Raw genomic sequence first — 16,069 nt, forward strand, 5'->3', positions numbered from 1 at the left:
CAATTTCCTTGTTGTTGTTTTGGATAGCGCTACTTTTCGACGATGGCGGTAATGCCCAGCCCGCCCGCCGCGCAGATCGAAATCAGGCCGCGCCCGCCGCCACGCTCGTGGATCGCCTTGGCCAACGCTGCCAATTGCCGGCCCCCGGTGGCGGCGAAGGGATGCCCGCAGCCCAGGGAGCCGCCGTTGACGTTCATCTTGGCGCGGTCGATGGTGCCCAGCGGTGCGTCCAGCCCCAGCCGTTCGCGACAGTAGTCGGCGTCTTCCCAGGCCTTGAGCGTGCAGAGCACCTGGGCGGCGAACGCTTCGTGGATCTCGAAGAAATCGAAGTCGGCAAAGCCCAGGCCCTCACGTTTGAGCAGGCGCGGCACGGCATAGGCCGGCGCCATCAGCAGGCCTTCGCTGCCGTCGACAAAGTTCACCGCCGCGGTCTCGCCGGTGCGCAGGTAGGCCAATACCGGCCAGCCGTGTTCGGCGGCCCACGCTTCACTGGCCAACAGCACCACCGAGGCGCCGTCGGTCAGCGGTGTGGAGTTGCCCGCCGTGAGCGTGCCGTTCTGGCGGTCGTAGGCCGGGGACAGGCTGGCGAGCTTCTCCAGGCTGGTGTCGGCGCGCAGGTTGTTGTCCCGCGCCAGGCCGCGATAGGGGCTGATCAGGTCGTCGAAGAAACCGCGTTGATAGGCGGCATCCAGGCGCTGGTGGCTGCTGAGGGTCAATTCATCCTGGGCCAGGCGCTTGATCTGCCAGCGCTTGGCCATTTCTTCGCAGTGCTCGCCCATCGACAGACCGGTGCGCGGTTCGCCATTGCGCGGCAGCAGCGGCTTGAAGAACATCGACGGACGCACCTTCAGCAGCGCCTTCACCTTGTCGCCCATGGCCTTGGCGCGATTGGCCGCAAGCAAGGTGTGGCGCAGCGCTTCATTGAGGCCGATGGGCGCGTCGGACGTGGTGTCGGCGCCACCGGCGATGCCCACGTCGATCTGGCCGAGGGCGATCTTGTTCGCCACCAGCAAGGCCGCTTCCAGGCCGGTGCCGCAGGCTTGTTGCAAGTCGTAGGCCGGGGTTTGCGCAGACAGCGTGGTCGATAACAGCGACTCACGCGCCAGGTTGAAATCCCGCGAGTGCTTGATCACCGCGCCTGCGGCGAACTCGCCCAGGCGCTGGCCGTGCAGGTTGTAGCGGTCGACCAGGCCTTGCAGCGCGGCCACCAGCAAATCCTGGTTACTGTCGTGGGCGTACACCGTGTTGGAGCGGGCAAACGGAATGCGGTTGCCGCCGATGATCGCCACGCGGCGGGTCGGGGCCGGGTTGAAGCTGTAGTCATTCATTTAAGGCGCTCGTTCCAGATAAAAAGCCCGCGCATGTGCGGTTTGTCACCGGCGAAGTTGCGCACTTCGAACTCACGCCGCGGGCCGCTCACGGGGCGGCGCCACAGCGCGACCTGGCCGGGCAGGAAGATCGGCAGCTTGAAGTCGCAGTGCGCTTGCGCCTGATCCAGGCCGCCCGGCGGTTGCTCGGCGGCCAATGCGCGGCCCAATGTCCACATGCCGTGGGCGATGGCGCGGCGAAAGCCAAAGAGTTTTGCGCCGATCAGCGAGGTATGAATCGGGTTGAAATCCCCCGAGACCTTGGCAAACCGCCGGCCCAGGTCGGCGGGCAGCACCCAGCGCTGGGTGCGCAACAGGCCTTCTTCCTGCAAGGGCAGCACGTCCGCCCATGGCTCACCCACCGGGTTATTCACGTCGCGCCGCAGGTACAGGCTGTCGCTTTCCCACAGCAGCGCGTCCGCACCGTAGGCCCGGGTGGCGATGCTCAGCGCCTGGCCCTTGGGGTGCGCCACCCAACGCTCGCAATACACCTCCAGGCGCAGGGCCTGGCCTGCGTGCAAGCGCTGGTGCTGACGAATGCGATTGGCCAGGTGGACCATGCCGCTGGCCGGGTACGGGAAACTCGGCCGGGTCAGCAGCATCAGGTGCAACGGGAACGCCAGCACCTGCGGGTAGGCCAGCGGCACGCCCTGCTCATGCCGGAAACCACAGGCGCGGCCATACGCGGCGATGCCGGTGGCCGACAATTCCACCGCCGAACGCACCAGGCGCGCCTTGGGCAACTCAGGCGCGCCGTCGAGCTTGGGTTTGCGCAAGGCGCGCAGGCCGTCCAGCAACAACTGGGGCTGCGACGGCGGCGGGTCGATGATCTGCGTCACGTAGTCCATGGCTCAAGCTCCCAGCAGGCTTTGGCCGCACACGCGCACGACTTGGCCGTTGACGCCGCCGGACGCCGGGTGGGCCAGCCAGGCGATGGTCTCGGCCACGTCGATCGGCTGGCCGCCCTGGGACAGCGAATTCATGCGCCGCCCGGCTTCGCGGATCAGCAGCGGGATCTTCGCGGTCATCTGGGTTTCGATGAACCCCGGCGCCACCGCGTTCACCGTGACCTGCTGCGCCGCCGCCAACGGTGCCAGGCCGTGGACCAGGCCGATCACCCCGGCTTTGGAAGTGGCGTAGTTGCTTTGCCCGAGGTTGCCGGCGATGCCGGAAATCGACGACACACAGACGATACGCCCGCCCGGGTTCAGGCCCTGGCATTCCAGCAGCGCGTGGCTCAGTTGCAACGGCGCTTGCAGGTTGACCGCCAGCACATTGCGCCACGCCGCTTCGGTCATCTTGGTGATGGTCTTGTCGCGGGTGATCCCGGCGTTATGCACCACCACGTCAAAGGCGCCGGATTGGCTGACATGGGCCTGCAACAGCGAGGCCGCATCTGCTGCGGTAATGTCCAGTGGCAACGCCGAGCCACCGACGCTGGCGGCGGCATGTTGCAGCGCGTCCTCGGCTTGGGGCACATCCACGCACACCACATGGGCGCCGTCGCGGGCCAATACCTGGGCAATCGCCAAGCCGATGCCACGGGAGGCACCGGTAACCAGCGCGCGGCGGCCGGCGAAGGGGGTGTCCCAGTTGACCGTGACAGGGCCGTCCAGCGGTTTTTCCAGGCGCACCACTTGCCCCGACACATAGGCCGAACGACGCGACAGAAAGAAGCGCAGGCTGCTGTCCATGGCGTCTTCGGCCCCCGGCGCGACGTAGATCAATTGCACGGTGATCGCCCGGCGCAGTTCCTTGGCCAGCGAACGCACCAACCCTTCGAGGGCGCGCTGGGCGATGGCCTGGGGCAAATCCCGACAGTCTTCGGGAGCAGTGCCGAGCACCACCACGCGGCCATGCTGGGCGAGGCGCTTGGCGTTGGCGTGGAAAAATACGTAGAGCTCATCGAGCTGCTGCAGGTCGACGACGCCAGTGGCATCGAACACCGCGCCCTGCACCTTGACCGTAGACGGCGCCTTGAGGGTCGCTGCAGTGGCGGCGACCGTGTCGGTGGCGCTGAAAATCTGTTGCACTTGCACAGCCAGGCGCCCTGCCCCCGCGACGATCACCGGGTTGGCCAGGCCTTGCTGGCCACGGCGATGACGTTGCAGCAGCAACGGTTGCGGCAGGCCGATGGCCTGGGCCAGGCGTCGGCCCCAGGGGGAATTGACGAACGATAGGTAGCTGTCACTCATATAAACATCCACTCACGATACGGTATCGGTATGAACGCCCGAGCCATGTAGGCGCGTTCATTCAGTGCCACTCAATTGACCGAAGCATTCTCGCCCTGGCTGGTACGACGCTGGGTAGACGGTTGCAGCACGTGCTTACGCTGCTGCAACGCCTCGAGCAGACCGAAGTCCTGCGGGAAGTCGTCGACCTGGATGCCGTGGTCGGCATATTCCACATAGCGCGCGAGCAAGGCGTCTTCATCGCTGCTGATCAAGTCCAGCGCCCGCGCCTTGACGCGCCAGGCGGCAAAGGCCGTGGCGGCGATCGGCATCGGTTCGAGCAAGCCCTGTTTGATCGCAGGCTTGAGCCGTGCTTCGATCAGCTCCACCTGCGGCAACAGGCGGAAAGCCAATTCGCCGTAGGCCAGCTTGTCGATTTCCGGACGTGGGATATAGGAATTGGCCAGCAAGCGCTCACGGGTTTCGCCGGGGGTCTGCACCACATCCGCCACCTGGGCCAACAGCCGGTCCGAGGGTTTACGCAGGGGAATACCGAACGGAAAACTCAAGCCGCGCACCACCGCTGCCGCGGCTTTCGACGGATAGTTATCGAGTGTTTCGGCGAGGGCTTCATGGGCGCGCAGCAACGCATCCTGGGCCGACCAATGCACCAGCGGCAAATCCGCCTGGGGCCGGCCGTCATCTTCAAAGCGCTTGAGCACGCAAGACAAGATGTACAACTGCGAAAGAATATCGCCCAGGCGCCCGGTGATACTTTCCTTGCGCTTGAGCGCACCGCCGAGCACGCCCATGGAAACGTCCGAGATCAAAGCCAACACCACCGACAGCCGATTGGCCTGACGGTAGTAGGACGCCAACGCCGGCTCGGTCTTGGCGGGTGCGGAAATCAGGCGCCCGCCAGTGAGCGAATGCACTGCGGCGCGCACCGTATTGGCCAGCACAAAGCTCACATGGCCGAACATTGCGCTGTCAAACGCTTCAAGCGCCTTGCGCCGATCGGGGTTGCGCGCCGCTTCCATCTCGCGCAACACATAGGGATGGCAACGGATCAGGCCCTGACCAAAGATGATCAGGCAGCGGGTCATGATGTTCGCGCCTTCTACCGTGATCGCAATCGGGCTTTGTTGATAAGCGCGGGCCAGGAAGTTGTTGGGGCCCATGCAGATGCCCTTGCCGGCGACGATGTCCATGCCGTCGTTGACGATCATCCGCGCGCGCTCGGTGACGTGGTATTTGGCGATGGCGGAGATCACCGAAGGTTTCTCGCCGGCATCCAGCGATGCCACCGACACCTTGCGCACCGCGTCGCAGGCATACAAATGCCCGGCCATGCGCGCCAACGGGGCCTGCACGCCTTCGAACTTGCCGATGGGCAGGCCGAACTGTTTGCGCATCGCCGCATAGGCGCTGGTGCCGCGTACTGCGACCTTGCCCAGGCCGACGTTGGCCGACGGCAAGGAAATCGCCCGACCGGCCGCCAGGCATTCCATCAGCATGCGCCAGCCGTTGCCGACCTGTTCGCGGCCGCCGATGACCCACTCCAGGGGAATGAACACATCCTTGCCGGTGGTAGGACCGTTCTGAAACACCGCGTTGAGCGGCCAGTGCCGACGACCGCTGTTCACGCCCGGATGGGAGGTTGGGATCAACGCGCAAGTGATGCCCAGCGAACCCGGCTGGCCGAGCAGACCGTCCGGGTCTTGCGCACGAAACGCCAGGCCAAGCACTGTGGCAATCGGGCCAAGGGTGATGTAGCGCTTGTCCCAGGTCACGTTGAAACCCAGCACTTCCTCGCCTTCGTGCAGGCCTTTGCAGACGATGCCCAGGTCCGGAATCGCCCCAGCGTCGGAACCGGCATACGGGCTGGTCAGCGCGAAACACGGAATGTCTTCGCCACGCGCCAGGCGCGGCAGGTAGTAATTGCGCTGGGCATCAGTGCCGTAATGCAGCAGCAATTCCGCCGGGCCCAGGGAGTTGGGCACCATCACCGAAATCGCCGCCGCCGAGCAGCGTGTCGACAGCTTCATCACCACTTGCGAATGCGCGTAGTGGGAGAAGCCTTTGCCGCCGTACTGCTTGGGAATGATCATGCCAAGGAAACCGGCGTCCTTGGTGTACTGCCAGCCCTCGGGGGACATGTCTTGCCAGACCTGGGTGGTTTCCCAGTCGTTGGCGATGTCGCACAGGGTTTCGACTTCGTTGTCGAGGAAGGCTTGTTCCTCGGCACTCAGGCTGGCCGGCGCGGCTTGCAGCAGGCGCTGCCAGTCGGGTCGGCCGCTGAACAGTTCGGCATCCCACCACACGGTGCCGGACTCGATGGCCGCGCGCTCGGTGTCGGACATTGCCGGCATAACTGTACGAAATAGGCTCAGAGCCTTGCTGGTCAACAGGCGGCGACGCAGCGGTTTGATTGTCATCAGCAACGCGGGCAAGACCACTAGCAGCGCCACGACGGTGGTGCCGAAAACGGCGACCGCGTTGAACAGGTAGCCGGCCGCCAGCCAGGCCAGGCCGGCGCCCAGCCAGTGGACAGCGGCGGCTTGTCGATACGCCAGGGCAATCGCGGCTGCGAAACCCACCAATAACCAGATCACCATGGGGATACCTCTACTCGATTCAGGGCGTAGCAAACGCTGGCGCAGATCGATATGAACTGCGGCGTAGGGCAACACTACAAATTTGGAAAGCCAGATTCAAATTATGTTTTGAAATTTTTATTTAACTCCTGGACAAAAAAATACTGGGCTGAGCACGTCAGCCTGGGTCACGAATACGAAAATCGGAATAGGTCACATGGCGACCCGTAAATGAGGGCAAACAGCAGGAAGAAGGCATTCAGATGCGCTTAGTGCCTTCCTCCATAGCCCTCGATATCTGTTAAAACTTGTAGGTGGCCGATACGCTGACCACATCGCCTGACGACTCAGCCTTGCCGTCCAGGCTGGCGCCACCCAAGCGGTCAACGTTTTTGGTTTTCAGCTTCACTTCCTGCACGAACTGATGGGAATACGCCAAGTCAAGACTCAAGCCCTTTACAGCCTTTACCTCGTAACCCGCACCGAACGACAAGAACGTACGATCACCATCCGGGATACGGGGGTCACGGGTCGAGTTGCGGGTTGGTGTCTGGTCAAGGGCCACACCGGCACGCAGCGTCAGTTCATCGGTGGCACGGAAGTCGCCGCCGAGGGAGTACATCCAGGAGTCCTTGTAGTTGTAGGGGATTGAGACGATGGTGATATCGCCGGACTTGAGCGTGAGGTCCTTGAACGACGACCACTGCGTCCAGTTCACACTTGCGCCCAAGGTGAATCGGTCATTGAACTGATGCACCCAGTCAAAGCCCGCAGTCGCGGGAATATCCAGTTGGGTACTGGCATGTGCGCCATCCGGGTACAACGCCAGCCCAGGATAAGCCGACCCAACCAGCGTGCCAGTGCCAGTGAACGGGTTCGGTTGAGTCATCAGGGCATAGCTGTACGAGTCTGAACGAATGTTGTACTTGCCCGTCATCTTGTTCTTGATCTTGGCGTGATAGTTCAGGCCCAAGGTGTCTTGGTCAGTGGGTTTCCAGGTAATACCGGTAAACCAGCCGGTGGAGATATTGTCGACCTTGACCCGTATCAGCGCGCCTCCGACACCTGCCGGCAAGTCAATACTGCCCAGTAATGGGTCCTGGGAGTTGGCAGCCGCCGCCAACAAATCGATGTTCTGACTCACAAACCCTTTACTGTGTTGAACAATAAGCCCACCGCCGATGGCGAACTGATCATTGACTTTGAACGAAAGCGAACCGGTCAATCCCACGGTTTCGATCCTGGTGTCCACAGCAAAATCGCGAAGTTTGGAGTCTTCGTCCCAAGTTGAGCGCATCCCTTGTGGCACCACTTGGCTCAAGCCAAAAGCGAATCGGTCCCCCAGGGGCATCACCATGAACCCGGTCGGCAACCAGGCAGTGAAACCACCCTCGCCACCATCATTGTTGTTGACCGTTGGCGATGAAAGGTCAGGGAAACCATCCGCACCTATTGGACTGTTCGAGACAGGGTTACCCAGATAATCATTAGCCGCGCCCTTATATTTGATTTTGATGCGCGCGTAGTCGACCGTCATTTGTGCGACGTTCTGGTCCACAAACGCCATCGCGGCGGGGTTGTTGTACGCCGAACTGGGGTCGTTCTTGAATAGCGAACCACCACCAAAGGCGCGCCCCCAACCAGGAGCCCCATAAGTCGGTGTGGAAAATCCGCCGGCCTGCACGGGCGTGGCAACCATCACCCCGCCCATCAATGCCAGTCCCAGCAAAACCTGTACCTGTTGTTTTTTATTATTCATGCGGCACTCCATATTGTTATCTCACTGAACCAGCCCCAGCCGGATCGCTTGCTGCTTTAATTTGCCCACTTGAAGGCATATTTGAATCGGTAGATGGCGATCCAATTCATGGTGTGATCGTCAACGCTGGCGAGGGTTTAAAGTTGAACGTGATCAGCCTGCAGGTTGAGTTCACGGTGTGGGGGCTAGTGAGGCTGAAGGTATCGTCAGCAGCACTCCACTGCATCGCAACTGCACTGGGAGTGGCGCAACTGTCGTAGGCGAATTTCTGCATGAAGCCTGAGAGGCTCGCGGTAGTGGCACTTGTGGGCACCAGTGTCCAAGGCAGATTCAATGGCCCGGAAATATTGCATAAGGCATTCCCGGTAAAAGTAGCGCCGGTGATAGTTGCACTCGAACCGTCAGCCGCTACTTGTCCAGTCAATGCAATGCTGCAGGGAATAGGTGTCCATACCAACGGCTTTATTCCCGTCGCAATTGTGCCGGTTGCGTTAAAAGCAGCACCGGCCTGGGCAAATGTTGCGGCACTGACCATGGAGGAACCAAACACCAACCCTAGTAACACGGCGGCTAAAGAAATACGTGGAATAACATGTTGCATTGTCTTGACCCTCAACTTTCTTGTTGTTGTCAGTCGGTAGCGCCGATTTCTAGTATTTAAGAAAACCCCGCCAAACAAGCGCCTCGTTAGAGGCGCCTGCCTTTCAACGGGTGATCAACCCTTTCCACGGATTACATGCTTCAAGGAACAATGGTGACACCAGTGGCTTTGACATTCAGCGACTGCACGGTGCAACCGCCGGAAAGCGCTTGGTTAGCGGCAGTCAGGGTGATGCTTTTATCCGAATCCAGAGGACCGGTAGTTGAAGCCAGAGCTACGTTAATGGTGGACGGGCCGCAGCTTGTTCCGGGGATCAAAGGCGGTACACCGGTAATGGTGTAACCGACGTTGGTTGCGGTGCCTGAAGTGGTGGTGGCCGGTGTCAACAACCATGGCAAGCCGGTGATCTGAGGCAAATTGCACAGAGTACTGCTGCCGGGAGACACGACCACATTGGTGATATCAGCCTTGCCATCAGAACGAACCGTTCCTGAAAAAACGGCTTTACACGTCACGGCAGCGCCAAAAGACGACGGGGATTTGACGACGATAGTGCCCGTAGCGTCGGTTTGGAACGTCTTCCCAACAGGGCTAAAAGACGCCGCACCGGCCATCGAGGCCGCACCCATGCACACGGCCAAAGCAGACAACGACACGAGAGTTTTCAAACTTTTCATTATTTTTCCTCACATGTTATGGCGAGTCATTCGCCAGGGGTAATGGCCATGAACGAGAGGTCACGGAGAAACTGCAGAACTTCCCTTTCCAGCCAAATTTCAATTCAATTACCACTGCAACTATCGGATATATCTATTCGACAACTTTGAAGTTGGCCGGCATCTTGATCGACACCGTCTTGATCTTGCAGTCTTCGCCAATCGGCACATTGACGGCTTCCAACTTGCCGGTGGCGTTATCCCAGGTGCCGTCGGCCGTGGAAGGGCCGCACTTGCCGCCCAGGCCGAAGGCGTGGACGTCCACGCTGATCTTCGACATCGAGCCGCTTTGGGTGTCTTTGGCCACCAAGATCCACGGCAGGTTGATCGCTTCGACCCGGCTGCACTTGAGGCCGCCGTCGAATTCGACCTTGTCGACATTGACGGACGAACCGTCGGCGGCAACCTTGCCCGCCACCTTGATGGTGCAGTCGGCACTGATCAGCTTGCCTTTGGAAAAACTGATGGGCCCTTGGGCAGTAAACGCACTACCGGCAGGTTCAATACGGGCAGCCTGGGCTTGCTGATAGACAATCAGACCCAATGCCGCCAATAAGATATGGGCGGTGAACTTGGCAGGTGTTTGCATGGTGAACGTCCTTCCCTTGCTTTTATTTTTGTGGGGTCAAACAACTCTCTTGCAATGAAATCGATAAACGCTGGGCGATAAGAAACCGCGTGAGACAAAGATCCCGCGCACGCCAGGTAACTTTTTCAGTTCATCTCAGAACGTTTTGCTATTGCCGCCGTATTGTTTCAGATAGTGCAGACGCTTGGACGGTTGAAGATTGGTCAGGGTGATATCCCCGGCATAATGCCTGAGCACCCGATGGTCCATCCGTCGTCGCCACAAATACGGCACGTAAGCCCAGACAATCATGCTTGCATAACCGTAGGGAAGTTGCGGCGATTCATCGAAGTGACGCAACGATTGATAACTGCGCGTCGGATTGGCGTGATGATCGGAGTGCCGTTGCAGTTGGAACAGAAAGATATTGGTCACGATCCGGTTACTGTTCCACGAGTGTCGCGGCGAGCAACGCTCATAACGGCCGTTGGGCAACTTCTGGCGTTTAAGGCCGTAGTGTTCGACGTAGTTCACCACTTCCAGCAGCGAGAAGCCGTAGATGCCCTGGATGATCAGGAACGGAATCACCGCCGCCCCCAACCAGGCAATCATCGCGCCCCACAACACCACGCTGTACAGCCAGGCGCTGAGCACGGCGTTTTTCCAGTGCCAGGCCGGCAGGCCGAGTTTGCGCAGGCGTTCGCGCTCCAGGTTCCACGCCGAGCGTGCGCTGAACCACACCGAGCGCGGCAGGAAAGCCCAGAAACTTTCCCCTAGCCGCGAGCTGGCCGGATCTTCCGGGGTGGCGACACGGACGTGATGACCCCGGTTGTGTTCGGTATAGAAGTGCCCGTAGAACGTTGGCGCCAAAGTGACTTTGGCCAGGAACACTTCCAGCGGCTTGGGTTTGTGCCCCAACTCGTGGGCGGTGTTGATCGCGATGCCAGTCGCCGCGCCCGTGGACATGGCCATGCCCAGGTACGTGAAGGCACTGACCTGGCCGTGCAGTTGGGTGCGCGAGGTGAGATAGGCGGCCGTTTTCGCCAGCCAGCTCGAAGGTTCCAGCGCGGCGGTGGCCTGGAGCAAACCGCCGTTGATGATCCAGTCGATACCGCCGGCAGCCAGCCAACCGGTGATCACCACCGAAGCGATGACGAACAGCACGCCGGTGTAGATGATCCAGCGGTAGTAGCGTTGCGATTCGAGGTGGTTGACGGCGGACTCGGGCGGGTTACTCACGTCTTCGCCCAACAGGCCATCGATCAGCGGGATGAGGCCGAAGATCACCAATACGCCAACCCACCACAGTTGTTGCACGCCGCTGGTGATTGCCAGTGTGCCGGCGAGTAAAGGCGTTGCCAGGGGCAGGATGCCGAGCCACCACAGGTGGCGTTTGCCGTCGGCCCAGACCTGCGGGGTGGCCAGGGTCTGATTCATGGCAACCTCCGGACGGGGCAGGTGCAAAACAGGTTCAAGGAGCGCGGAAGGCTCCGGGAAATCAACCATGCGATAAAAGACGTTTTTTTCATTGTTATTCGCTCTTAGGCATTTCAAAAATCATTTCAAAACAAACATTGAAATATTTTTTTAAATAAATAACGCGGAATCGTTAGGTCGTCAACTAGTTTATCGAGCCCTTTTTTGCGTGACCGAGCAGTCTCTTTTTCAGCTGGCTGGTCAGGTGTCTAGAGCGCGCATTGACGCCGTTGTGCCGCGACTCGGATGGCCCGATTATTTGTTCGCCAGGGCCAACGGTGGATGCAGGACGGTGGTGTTTTGCGGTGATCGGGCCCGTTTGGCCACCTGTTCCACCACCGCCACAACACGCTCCGTCGCGGTGATCGGCAACATATGGCCGCGCCCCTCCACCAGTTGCAGCTTGAGGCCGGGCACCCGGCTCGCGAGGGCCTGGCCGTGCTTTTGAAAGTCCAGCACCTTGTCCTTTGCGCCGTAGATCAGGCCGATGGGCAGGGTCAGTTGCGGGTAGCGCTTGACCATGCCCGGCAGGTGATCGTTGACCTGGTTGATCTCGGTGGAGGCCGCATAGAAGTTGGCCGGGCGCATGCCGAGCAGCCCGCCGCCGCGTGTGGCGAAGTCCGCTGGTGCAGGATCGGGGGCGAACACGCCCTTGACCACCGAGCCTTTGGTCAGCAGGCCGATCGGCATCGTCAGCGTGTGCGACAGCCAGCGACGCAGCCACGCCGGGCGCACCGCCAATGACAGGAACACCAGCGGCAACAGGCGCTGGGGATGGGTCAGCGGTGCCACCAGGATCAACCCGGAGACCGCGTGGGGATGGTCGAGGGCCAGCGCCAGGGCCACCGCGCCGCCGAGGGAATGCCCCAGCACCAGCGGTCGATCCAGGCCCAGCGCCTGGACAAAAGCCGCGATTTGCCGGGCCTGGGCCGGCAGGTCCGCCGCCGTGCCGGGATGCCGGGTCGAATAGCCCGAGCCAGGCCGGTCGAGCGTGATGACCCGGAAATGCTCGCGCAACTGCCCCGACAAGGCGTAGGTCAGGTTGCGACTGCTGCCCATCAGCCCGTGAATCATCACCAGCGGTGGGCCCTTGCCCTCGTCGAGAAAATGAAAGCGCTCGCCATCGACGTCCACAAAGCGCCCGTTACTTGGAACGGCCGCTTCGATGCGCCGTGTCATCCAGGCACTGAAGCCCCATGCCACCACGCTCGCACCGACCAGCACACCCGCAGCAATAACCCATTCGACAGCCATAGCTCGGTCCTCTGCTTCCCTGCTGCCGACCGCCCGACCGGAATTGATCAAGGCCTCAGCCATCGCCCACACCCTGGACCTAAACTTCGTGCATACCGTCGCACATGAGGAGCCAGGGACTAGCCTAGGCGATATTTTCAGGTAGATTATTTAAAATCTTTTTTAAAATAAGTAATTCAATTTTCCTTTGCAATGGTGTTCTATCTAAAAAGACAAAACAAAAACAGGAGCACATCCGATGCCCACGCAGGCCCGCCTATGAATGCCCACAGTGATTCCATCGACATCGCCATCATCGGTTCAGGCTTCGCCGGCCTGTGCATGGCGATCAAGCTCAAGGAAGCCGGCTTTAGCGACTTCTTTATCGCCGAACAGGCCGCGACACTCGGCGGCACCTGGCGCGACAACCACTACCCTGGCTGCGCCTGCGATGTGCAGTCCCACGTCTATTCGTTTTCGTTTGCGCCCAACCCGGACTGGACCCGCCAATTCGCCGCGCAAGCGGAGATCCGCGCCTACCTGGAGCAATGCGCCCGACGTTTTGCGCTGGCGCCGTATCTGCGCTTCGGCATGGGCCTGCAACGTGCGGTGTTTGATGAGCAGCAACAACGCTGGCAACTGAGCTTCAGCAATGGGCGCCAGGTCAGCGCGCGGGTGCTGGTATCGGGCATGGGCGGCTTGTCGCGCCCGGCGCTGCCGGATATCCCGGGGCTGGACAGCTTCAAGGGCCAGCGCTTTCACTCCCAGCAGTGGGACCACGCCTATGCCCTGAAGGGCAAGCGCGTGGCGGTGATCGGCACCGGCGCCAGTGCCATTCAGTTCGTGCCGCAGATTGCGCCGCAGGTCGCTCATTTGGACCTGTTCCAGCGCACCCCGCCATGGATCATGCCCAAGCCCGACCGAGCGATTTCCCGCGTTGAGCGCTGGGCATTCAAGCACCTGCCCTTCACCCAACGGCTGGTGCGCGGCGCCTTGTATTGGGCGCTGGAAGGCCGCGTGGTGGGCTTTGCCCGGCACCCACGGCTGATGAAAATGGTGCAGAAAGTCGCCCTGCGCCACTTGCACAAACACGTCACCCGCCCTGCCCTGCGCAAGGCGCTGACGCCGGACTACACCCTCGGCTGCAAGCGCGTGCTGATCTCCAACGACTATTACCCAGCGTTGTCGCGCAGCAATGTGCAGGTGGTGACCGACAGCGTGCTGCGCATCGAAGCCGATGGCGTGATCACCGCCGACGGCGTCAAGCACCCGGCCGATTGCCTGATCTTCGGCACCGGGTTCCAGGCCACCGACCCGCTGCCCCGCGACTGCATCATCGGGCGTCACGGCGTCGACCTGATGGACGCCTGGCACGACGGCGCCCATGCCTACAAAGGCAGCACGGTGCCGGGCTACCCGAACCTGTTCCTGATCATCGGCCCCAACACCGGCCTGGGGCATAACTCGATGATCCTGATGATCGAAGCCCAGGTCGCTTACATCCTCGATGCGCTGCAACAAATGCAGCGCCACCGCATCGCCACAGTGGAGGTCAAACCCGCGGTGGAACAAGCCTACAACCACCAATTGCAGGACAAACTCACGCGCACCATCTGGAACACCGGCGGCTGCCGGAGCTGGTACCTCGACCCTCGCACCGGCAAGAACACCACCCTGTGGCCCGGCTCGACCTGGCGCTTCAAGCAGATCACCCGGCATTTTGCGCTCAAGGACTATGTCGCCAGCATGGCACCGATTGACGCGGCGCCCCGCGCAATGGCCGCGCCACATTCCACCGCAGAAGGGAGCCTGTCATGAAGTCATTCAACGGCCGCGTGGCGGCGATCACCGGCGCGGCATCCGGCATGGGCCGCGCATTGGCCCTGGCCCTGGCGCGCGAAGGTTGCCACCTGGCGCTGGCGGACAAGAACAGCCAGGGCCTGGACCAGACCGTGGCGTTGATTCAAACCGCCACCCTGGCGCCGGTGCGGGTGACCACCCAGGTGCTGGATGTGTCCGACCGGCACGCCATGCAAGACTGGGCGGCGCGTTGCGCTGCCGAGCACGGCCAGGTCAACCTGATCTTCAACAACGCCGGAGTGGCGCTGTCGAGCACCGTCGAAGGCGTGGACTACAGCGATCTGGAATGGATCATCGGCATCAATTTCTGGGGCGTGGTGTACGGGACCAAGGCCTTCCTGCCGTATCTCAAGGCCAGCGGCGACGGCCATGTGGTCAACACGTCCAGCGTGTTCGGGCTGTTTGCCCAGCCCGGCATGAGCGGCTACAACGCCAGCAAATTCGCGGTGCGCGGCTTTACCGAAGCCCTGCGCCAGGAGTTGGACCTGCAACGTTGCGGCGTCTCGGCCAGTTGTGTCCACCCCGGCGGCATCCGCACCGATATCTGCCGTAGCAGCCGCATCGACGCCAACATGACCGGCTTTTTGATCCACAGCGAACAGCAGGCCCGCGCCGATTTCGAAAAGCTGTTCATCACCGACGCCGACCAGGCCGCCAAAGTGATCCTGCAGGGCGTGCGCAAAAACAAACGCCGCGTGCTCATCGGCCGCGATGCGTATGTTCTCGACCTGCTCACCCGCTGCCTACCGGCGGCCTATCAAGCGCTGGTGGTGTTCGCCAGCAAGCGCATGGCCCCCAAACGCCCAACGCCGCTGTTTGACAGCAACGACGAGAGCCGTCTCTGAACAGGAGCAAGCCCCATGCTACCGATCCGTCGCGATATCCGCTTTGCCTTGCCGGCCGAACGCATCAAGGACTGGCACGAACAAGGTCCGTTCATCACGCATTTTTTCAATGCGTTGTCGCTGCTGTTTCCCCAGGGCGAGCTGTTTTTCATGGACAGCGTGCGCCACTACCGCCAACGCATCGATGACCCGGCGCTGAAACAGGAGATCCAGGGTTTTATCGGCCAGGAGGCCATGCACAGCCGCGAACACCTCGCCTATAACGACTTGCTGCAAGCCGCAGGCCTGCCGGCACATCGCCTGGACCGGCGCCTGAAATTCTTCCTCGACCTGCAGAAAAAACACCTGCCGCCGGCGTTCAACCTGGCGGTGACCATCGCCCTGGAGCATTACACCGCGATGCTCGCGGAAATCCTCCTGAGCGACCCTTCGCGCTTCGGCGATTCACTCAAGGGTTACCAGCAGATGTGGTACTGGCATGCCCTCGAAGAAACCGAGCACAAGGCAGTGGCGTTTGACGTGTGGAACCGCGTGATCAAGCCGGGCCCCCTGCGCTACCTGCTGCGCACCGGGAGCATGCTAACCACGACGCTGCTCTTCTGGCTGGTGGTGTTCGACTTCCACCTGCGCCTGCTGATTGCCGACCGCAAGGCCGGCGGGCATGTGCAAGGGTTCTGGCGCATGCTCAAGTTTTTGTATGGACCCAAGGGCGTGTTCCCGCGGATGCTGCGGCCGTGGCTGCACTACTTCAAGCCGGGCTTTCATCCGTGGGACCACGACAACCGTGCACGCCTGGCGAGGATCGAGGGCTTGGTCGAAGAGATCGAACAGACCCAGCGCGAATACCGATCGGCCCAGGCCTAGACCCGCCGC

The 16,069-nt window shown here is 61.3% G+C and carries 13 protein-coding genes; 3 read left to right on the forward strand and 10 right to left on the reverse strand.

The window, feature by feature from the left end; translation table 11 throughout:
- Nucleotides 1-29: 29 nt before the first annotated feature.
- The 10 genes from LQ249_RS17245 to LQ249_RS17290 all read right to left on the reverse strand — a co-directional run bounded on the left by LQ249_RS17245 (nucleotide 30) and on the right by LQ249_RS17290 (nucleotide 12,512).
- Nucleotides 30-1,328: an acetyl-CoA C-acetyltransferase gene (locus LQ249_RS17245; protein ID WP_232565711.1), complete on the reverse strand. Its 1,299-nt coding sequence runs from the start codon at nucleotides 1,326-1,328 to the stop codon at nucleotides 30-32.
- Nucleotides 1,325-2,215 carry a MaoC/PaaZ C-terminal domain-containing protein gene (locus tag LQ249_RS17250; RefSeq protein WP_232565712.1) on the reverse strand — a complete coding sequence of 297 codons (891 nt, stop codon included), beginning with the start codon at nucleotides 2,213-2,215 and terminating at the stop codon, nucleotides 1,325-1,327. The genes LQ249_RS17245 and LQ249_RS17250 overlap by 4 nt, the downstream gene beginning before the upstream one ends.
- A 3-nt stretch (nucleotides 2,216-2,218) precedes the next feature.
- A complete protein-coding gene (locus LQ249_RS17255) occupies nucleotides 2,219-3,562 on the reverse strand; it encodes a 3-oxoacyl-ACP reductase (protein WP_126588557.1) in 1,344 nt (447 codons plus the stop codon).
- 71 nt (nucleotides 3,563-3,633) lie between these two features.
- Nucleotides 3,634-6,159, reverse strand: a complete 2,526-nt coding sequence (locus tag LQ249_RS17260) for an acyl-CoA dehydrogenase (protein WP_232565713.1) — start codon at nucleotides 6,157-6,159, stop codon at nucleotides 3,634-3,636.
- 280 nt (nucleotides 6,160-6,439) lie between these two features.
- On the reverse strand, nucleotides 6,440-7,897 hold the full coding sequence (locus tag LQ249_RS17265) for an outer membrane protein transport protein (RefSeq protein ID WP_046383670.1): 1,458 nt from the start codon (nucleotides 7,895-7,897) through the stop codon (nucleotides 6,440-6,442).
- A gap of 106 nt (nucleotides 7,898-8,003) precedes the next feature.
- Nucleotides 8,004-8,498: a hypothetical protein gene (locus LQ249_RS17270; protein WP_232565714.1), complete on the reverse strand. Its 495-nt coding sequence runs from the start codon at nucleotides 8,496-8,498 to the stop codon at nucleotides 8,004-8,006.
- Nucleotides 8,499-8,638: 140 nt separating this feature from the next.
- Complete coding sequence (gene praB / locus LQ249_RS17275; RefSeq protein WP_082107767.1) at nucleotides 8,639-9,175, reverse strand: alkane oxidation protein activator PraB; 537 nt, start codon at nucleotides 9,173-9,175, stop codon at nucleotides 8,639-8,641.
- A gap of 133 nt (nucleotides 9,176-9,308) precedes the next feature.
- The gene (gene praA / locus LQ249_RS17280; RefSeq protein WP_017846505.1) at nucleotides 9,309-9,803 is read right to left on the reverse strand and encodes an alkane oxidation protein activator PraA; all 495 of its coding nucleotides are present in this window, start codon (nucleotides 9,801-9,803) and stop codon (nucleotides 9,309-9,311) included.
- Between the two features lie 135 nt (nucleotides 9,804-9,938).
- Nucleotides 9,939-11,219, reverse strand: a complete 1,281-nt coding sequence (locus LQ249_RS17285; RefSeq protein ID WP_046383671.1) for an alkane 1-monooxygenase — start codon at nucleotides 11,217-11,219, stop codon at nucleotides 9,939-9,941.
- Between the two features lie 294 nt (nucleotides 11,220-11,513).
- On the reverse strand, nucleotides 11,514-12,512 hold the full coding sequence (locus LQ249_RS17290) for an alpha/beta fold hydrolase (protein WP_177029655.1): 999 nt from the start codon (nucleotides 12,510-12,512) through the stop codon (nucleotides 11,514-11,516).
- Between the two features lie 258 nt (nucleotides 12,513-12,770).
- Here LQ249_RS17290 and LQ249_RS17295 point away from each other — a divergent pair, with 258 nt between their 5' ends.
- From LQ249_RS17295 to LQ249_RS17305, 3 genes are read left to right on the forward strand one after another with little or no spacing between them, the layout of a single operon-like run.
- Nucleotides 12,771-14,309 carry a flavin-containing monooxygenase gene (locus LQ249_RS17295; RefSeq protein ID WP_057004672.1) on the forward strand — a complete coding sequence of 513 codons (1,539 nt, stop codon included), beginning with the start codon at nucleotides 12,771-12,773 and terminating at the stop codon, nucleotides 14,307-14,309.
- Nucleotides 14,306-15,196 carry an SDR family NAD(P)-dependent oxidoreductase gene (locus tag LQ249_RS17300; protein ID WP_017846509.1) on the forward strand — a complete coding sequence of 297 codons (891 nt, stop codon included), beginning with the start codon at nucleotides 14,306-14,308 and terminating at the stop codon, nucleotides 15,194-15,196. Before LQ249_RS17295 ends, LQ249_RS17300 begins: the two co-directional genes overlap by 4 nt.
- Before the next feature lie 15 nt (nucleotides 15,197-15,211).
- Complete coding sequence (locus LQ249_RS17305; protein WP_046383674.1) at nucleotides 15,212-16,060, forward strand: metal-dependent hydrolase; 849 nt, start codon at nucleotides 15,212-15,214, stop codon at nucleotides 16,058-16,060.
- Nucleotides 16,061-16,069: the final 9 nt, after the last annotated feature.

Origin of the sequence: Pseudomonas sp. 7-41 (assembly GCF_021233075.1) — a bacterium.
GTDB lineage: Bacteria > Pseudomonadota > Gammaproteobacteria > Pseudomonadales > Pseudomonadaceae > Aquipseudomonas > Aquipseudomonas veronii.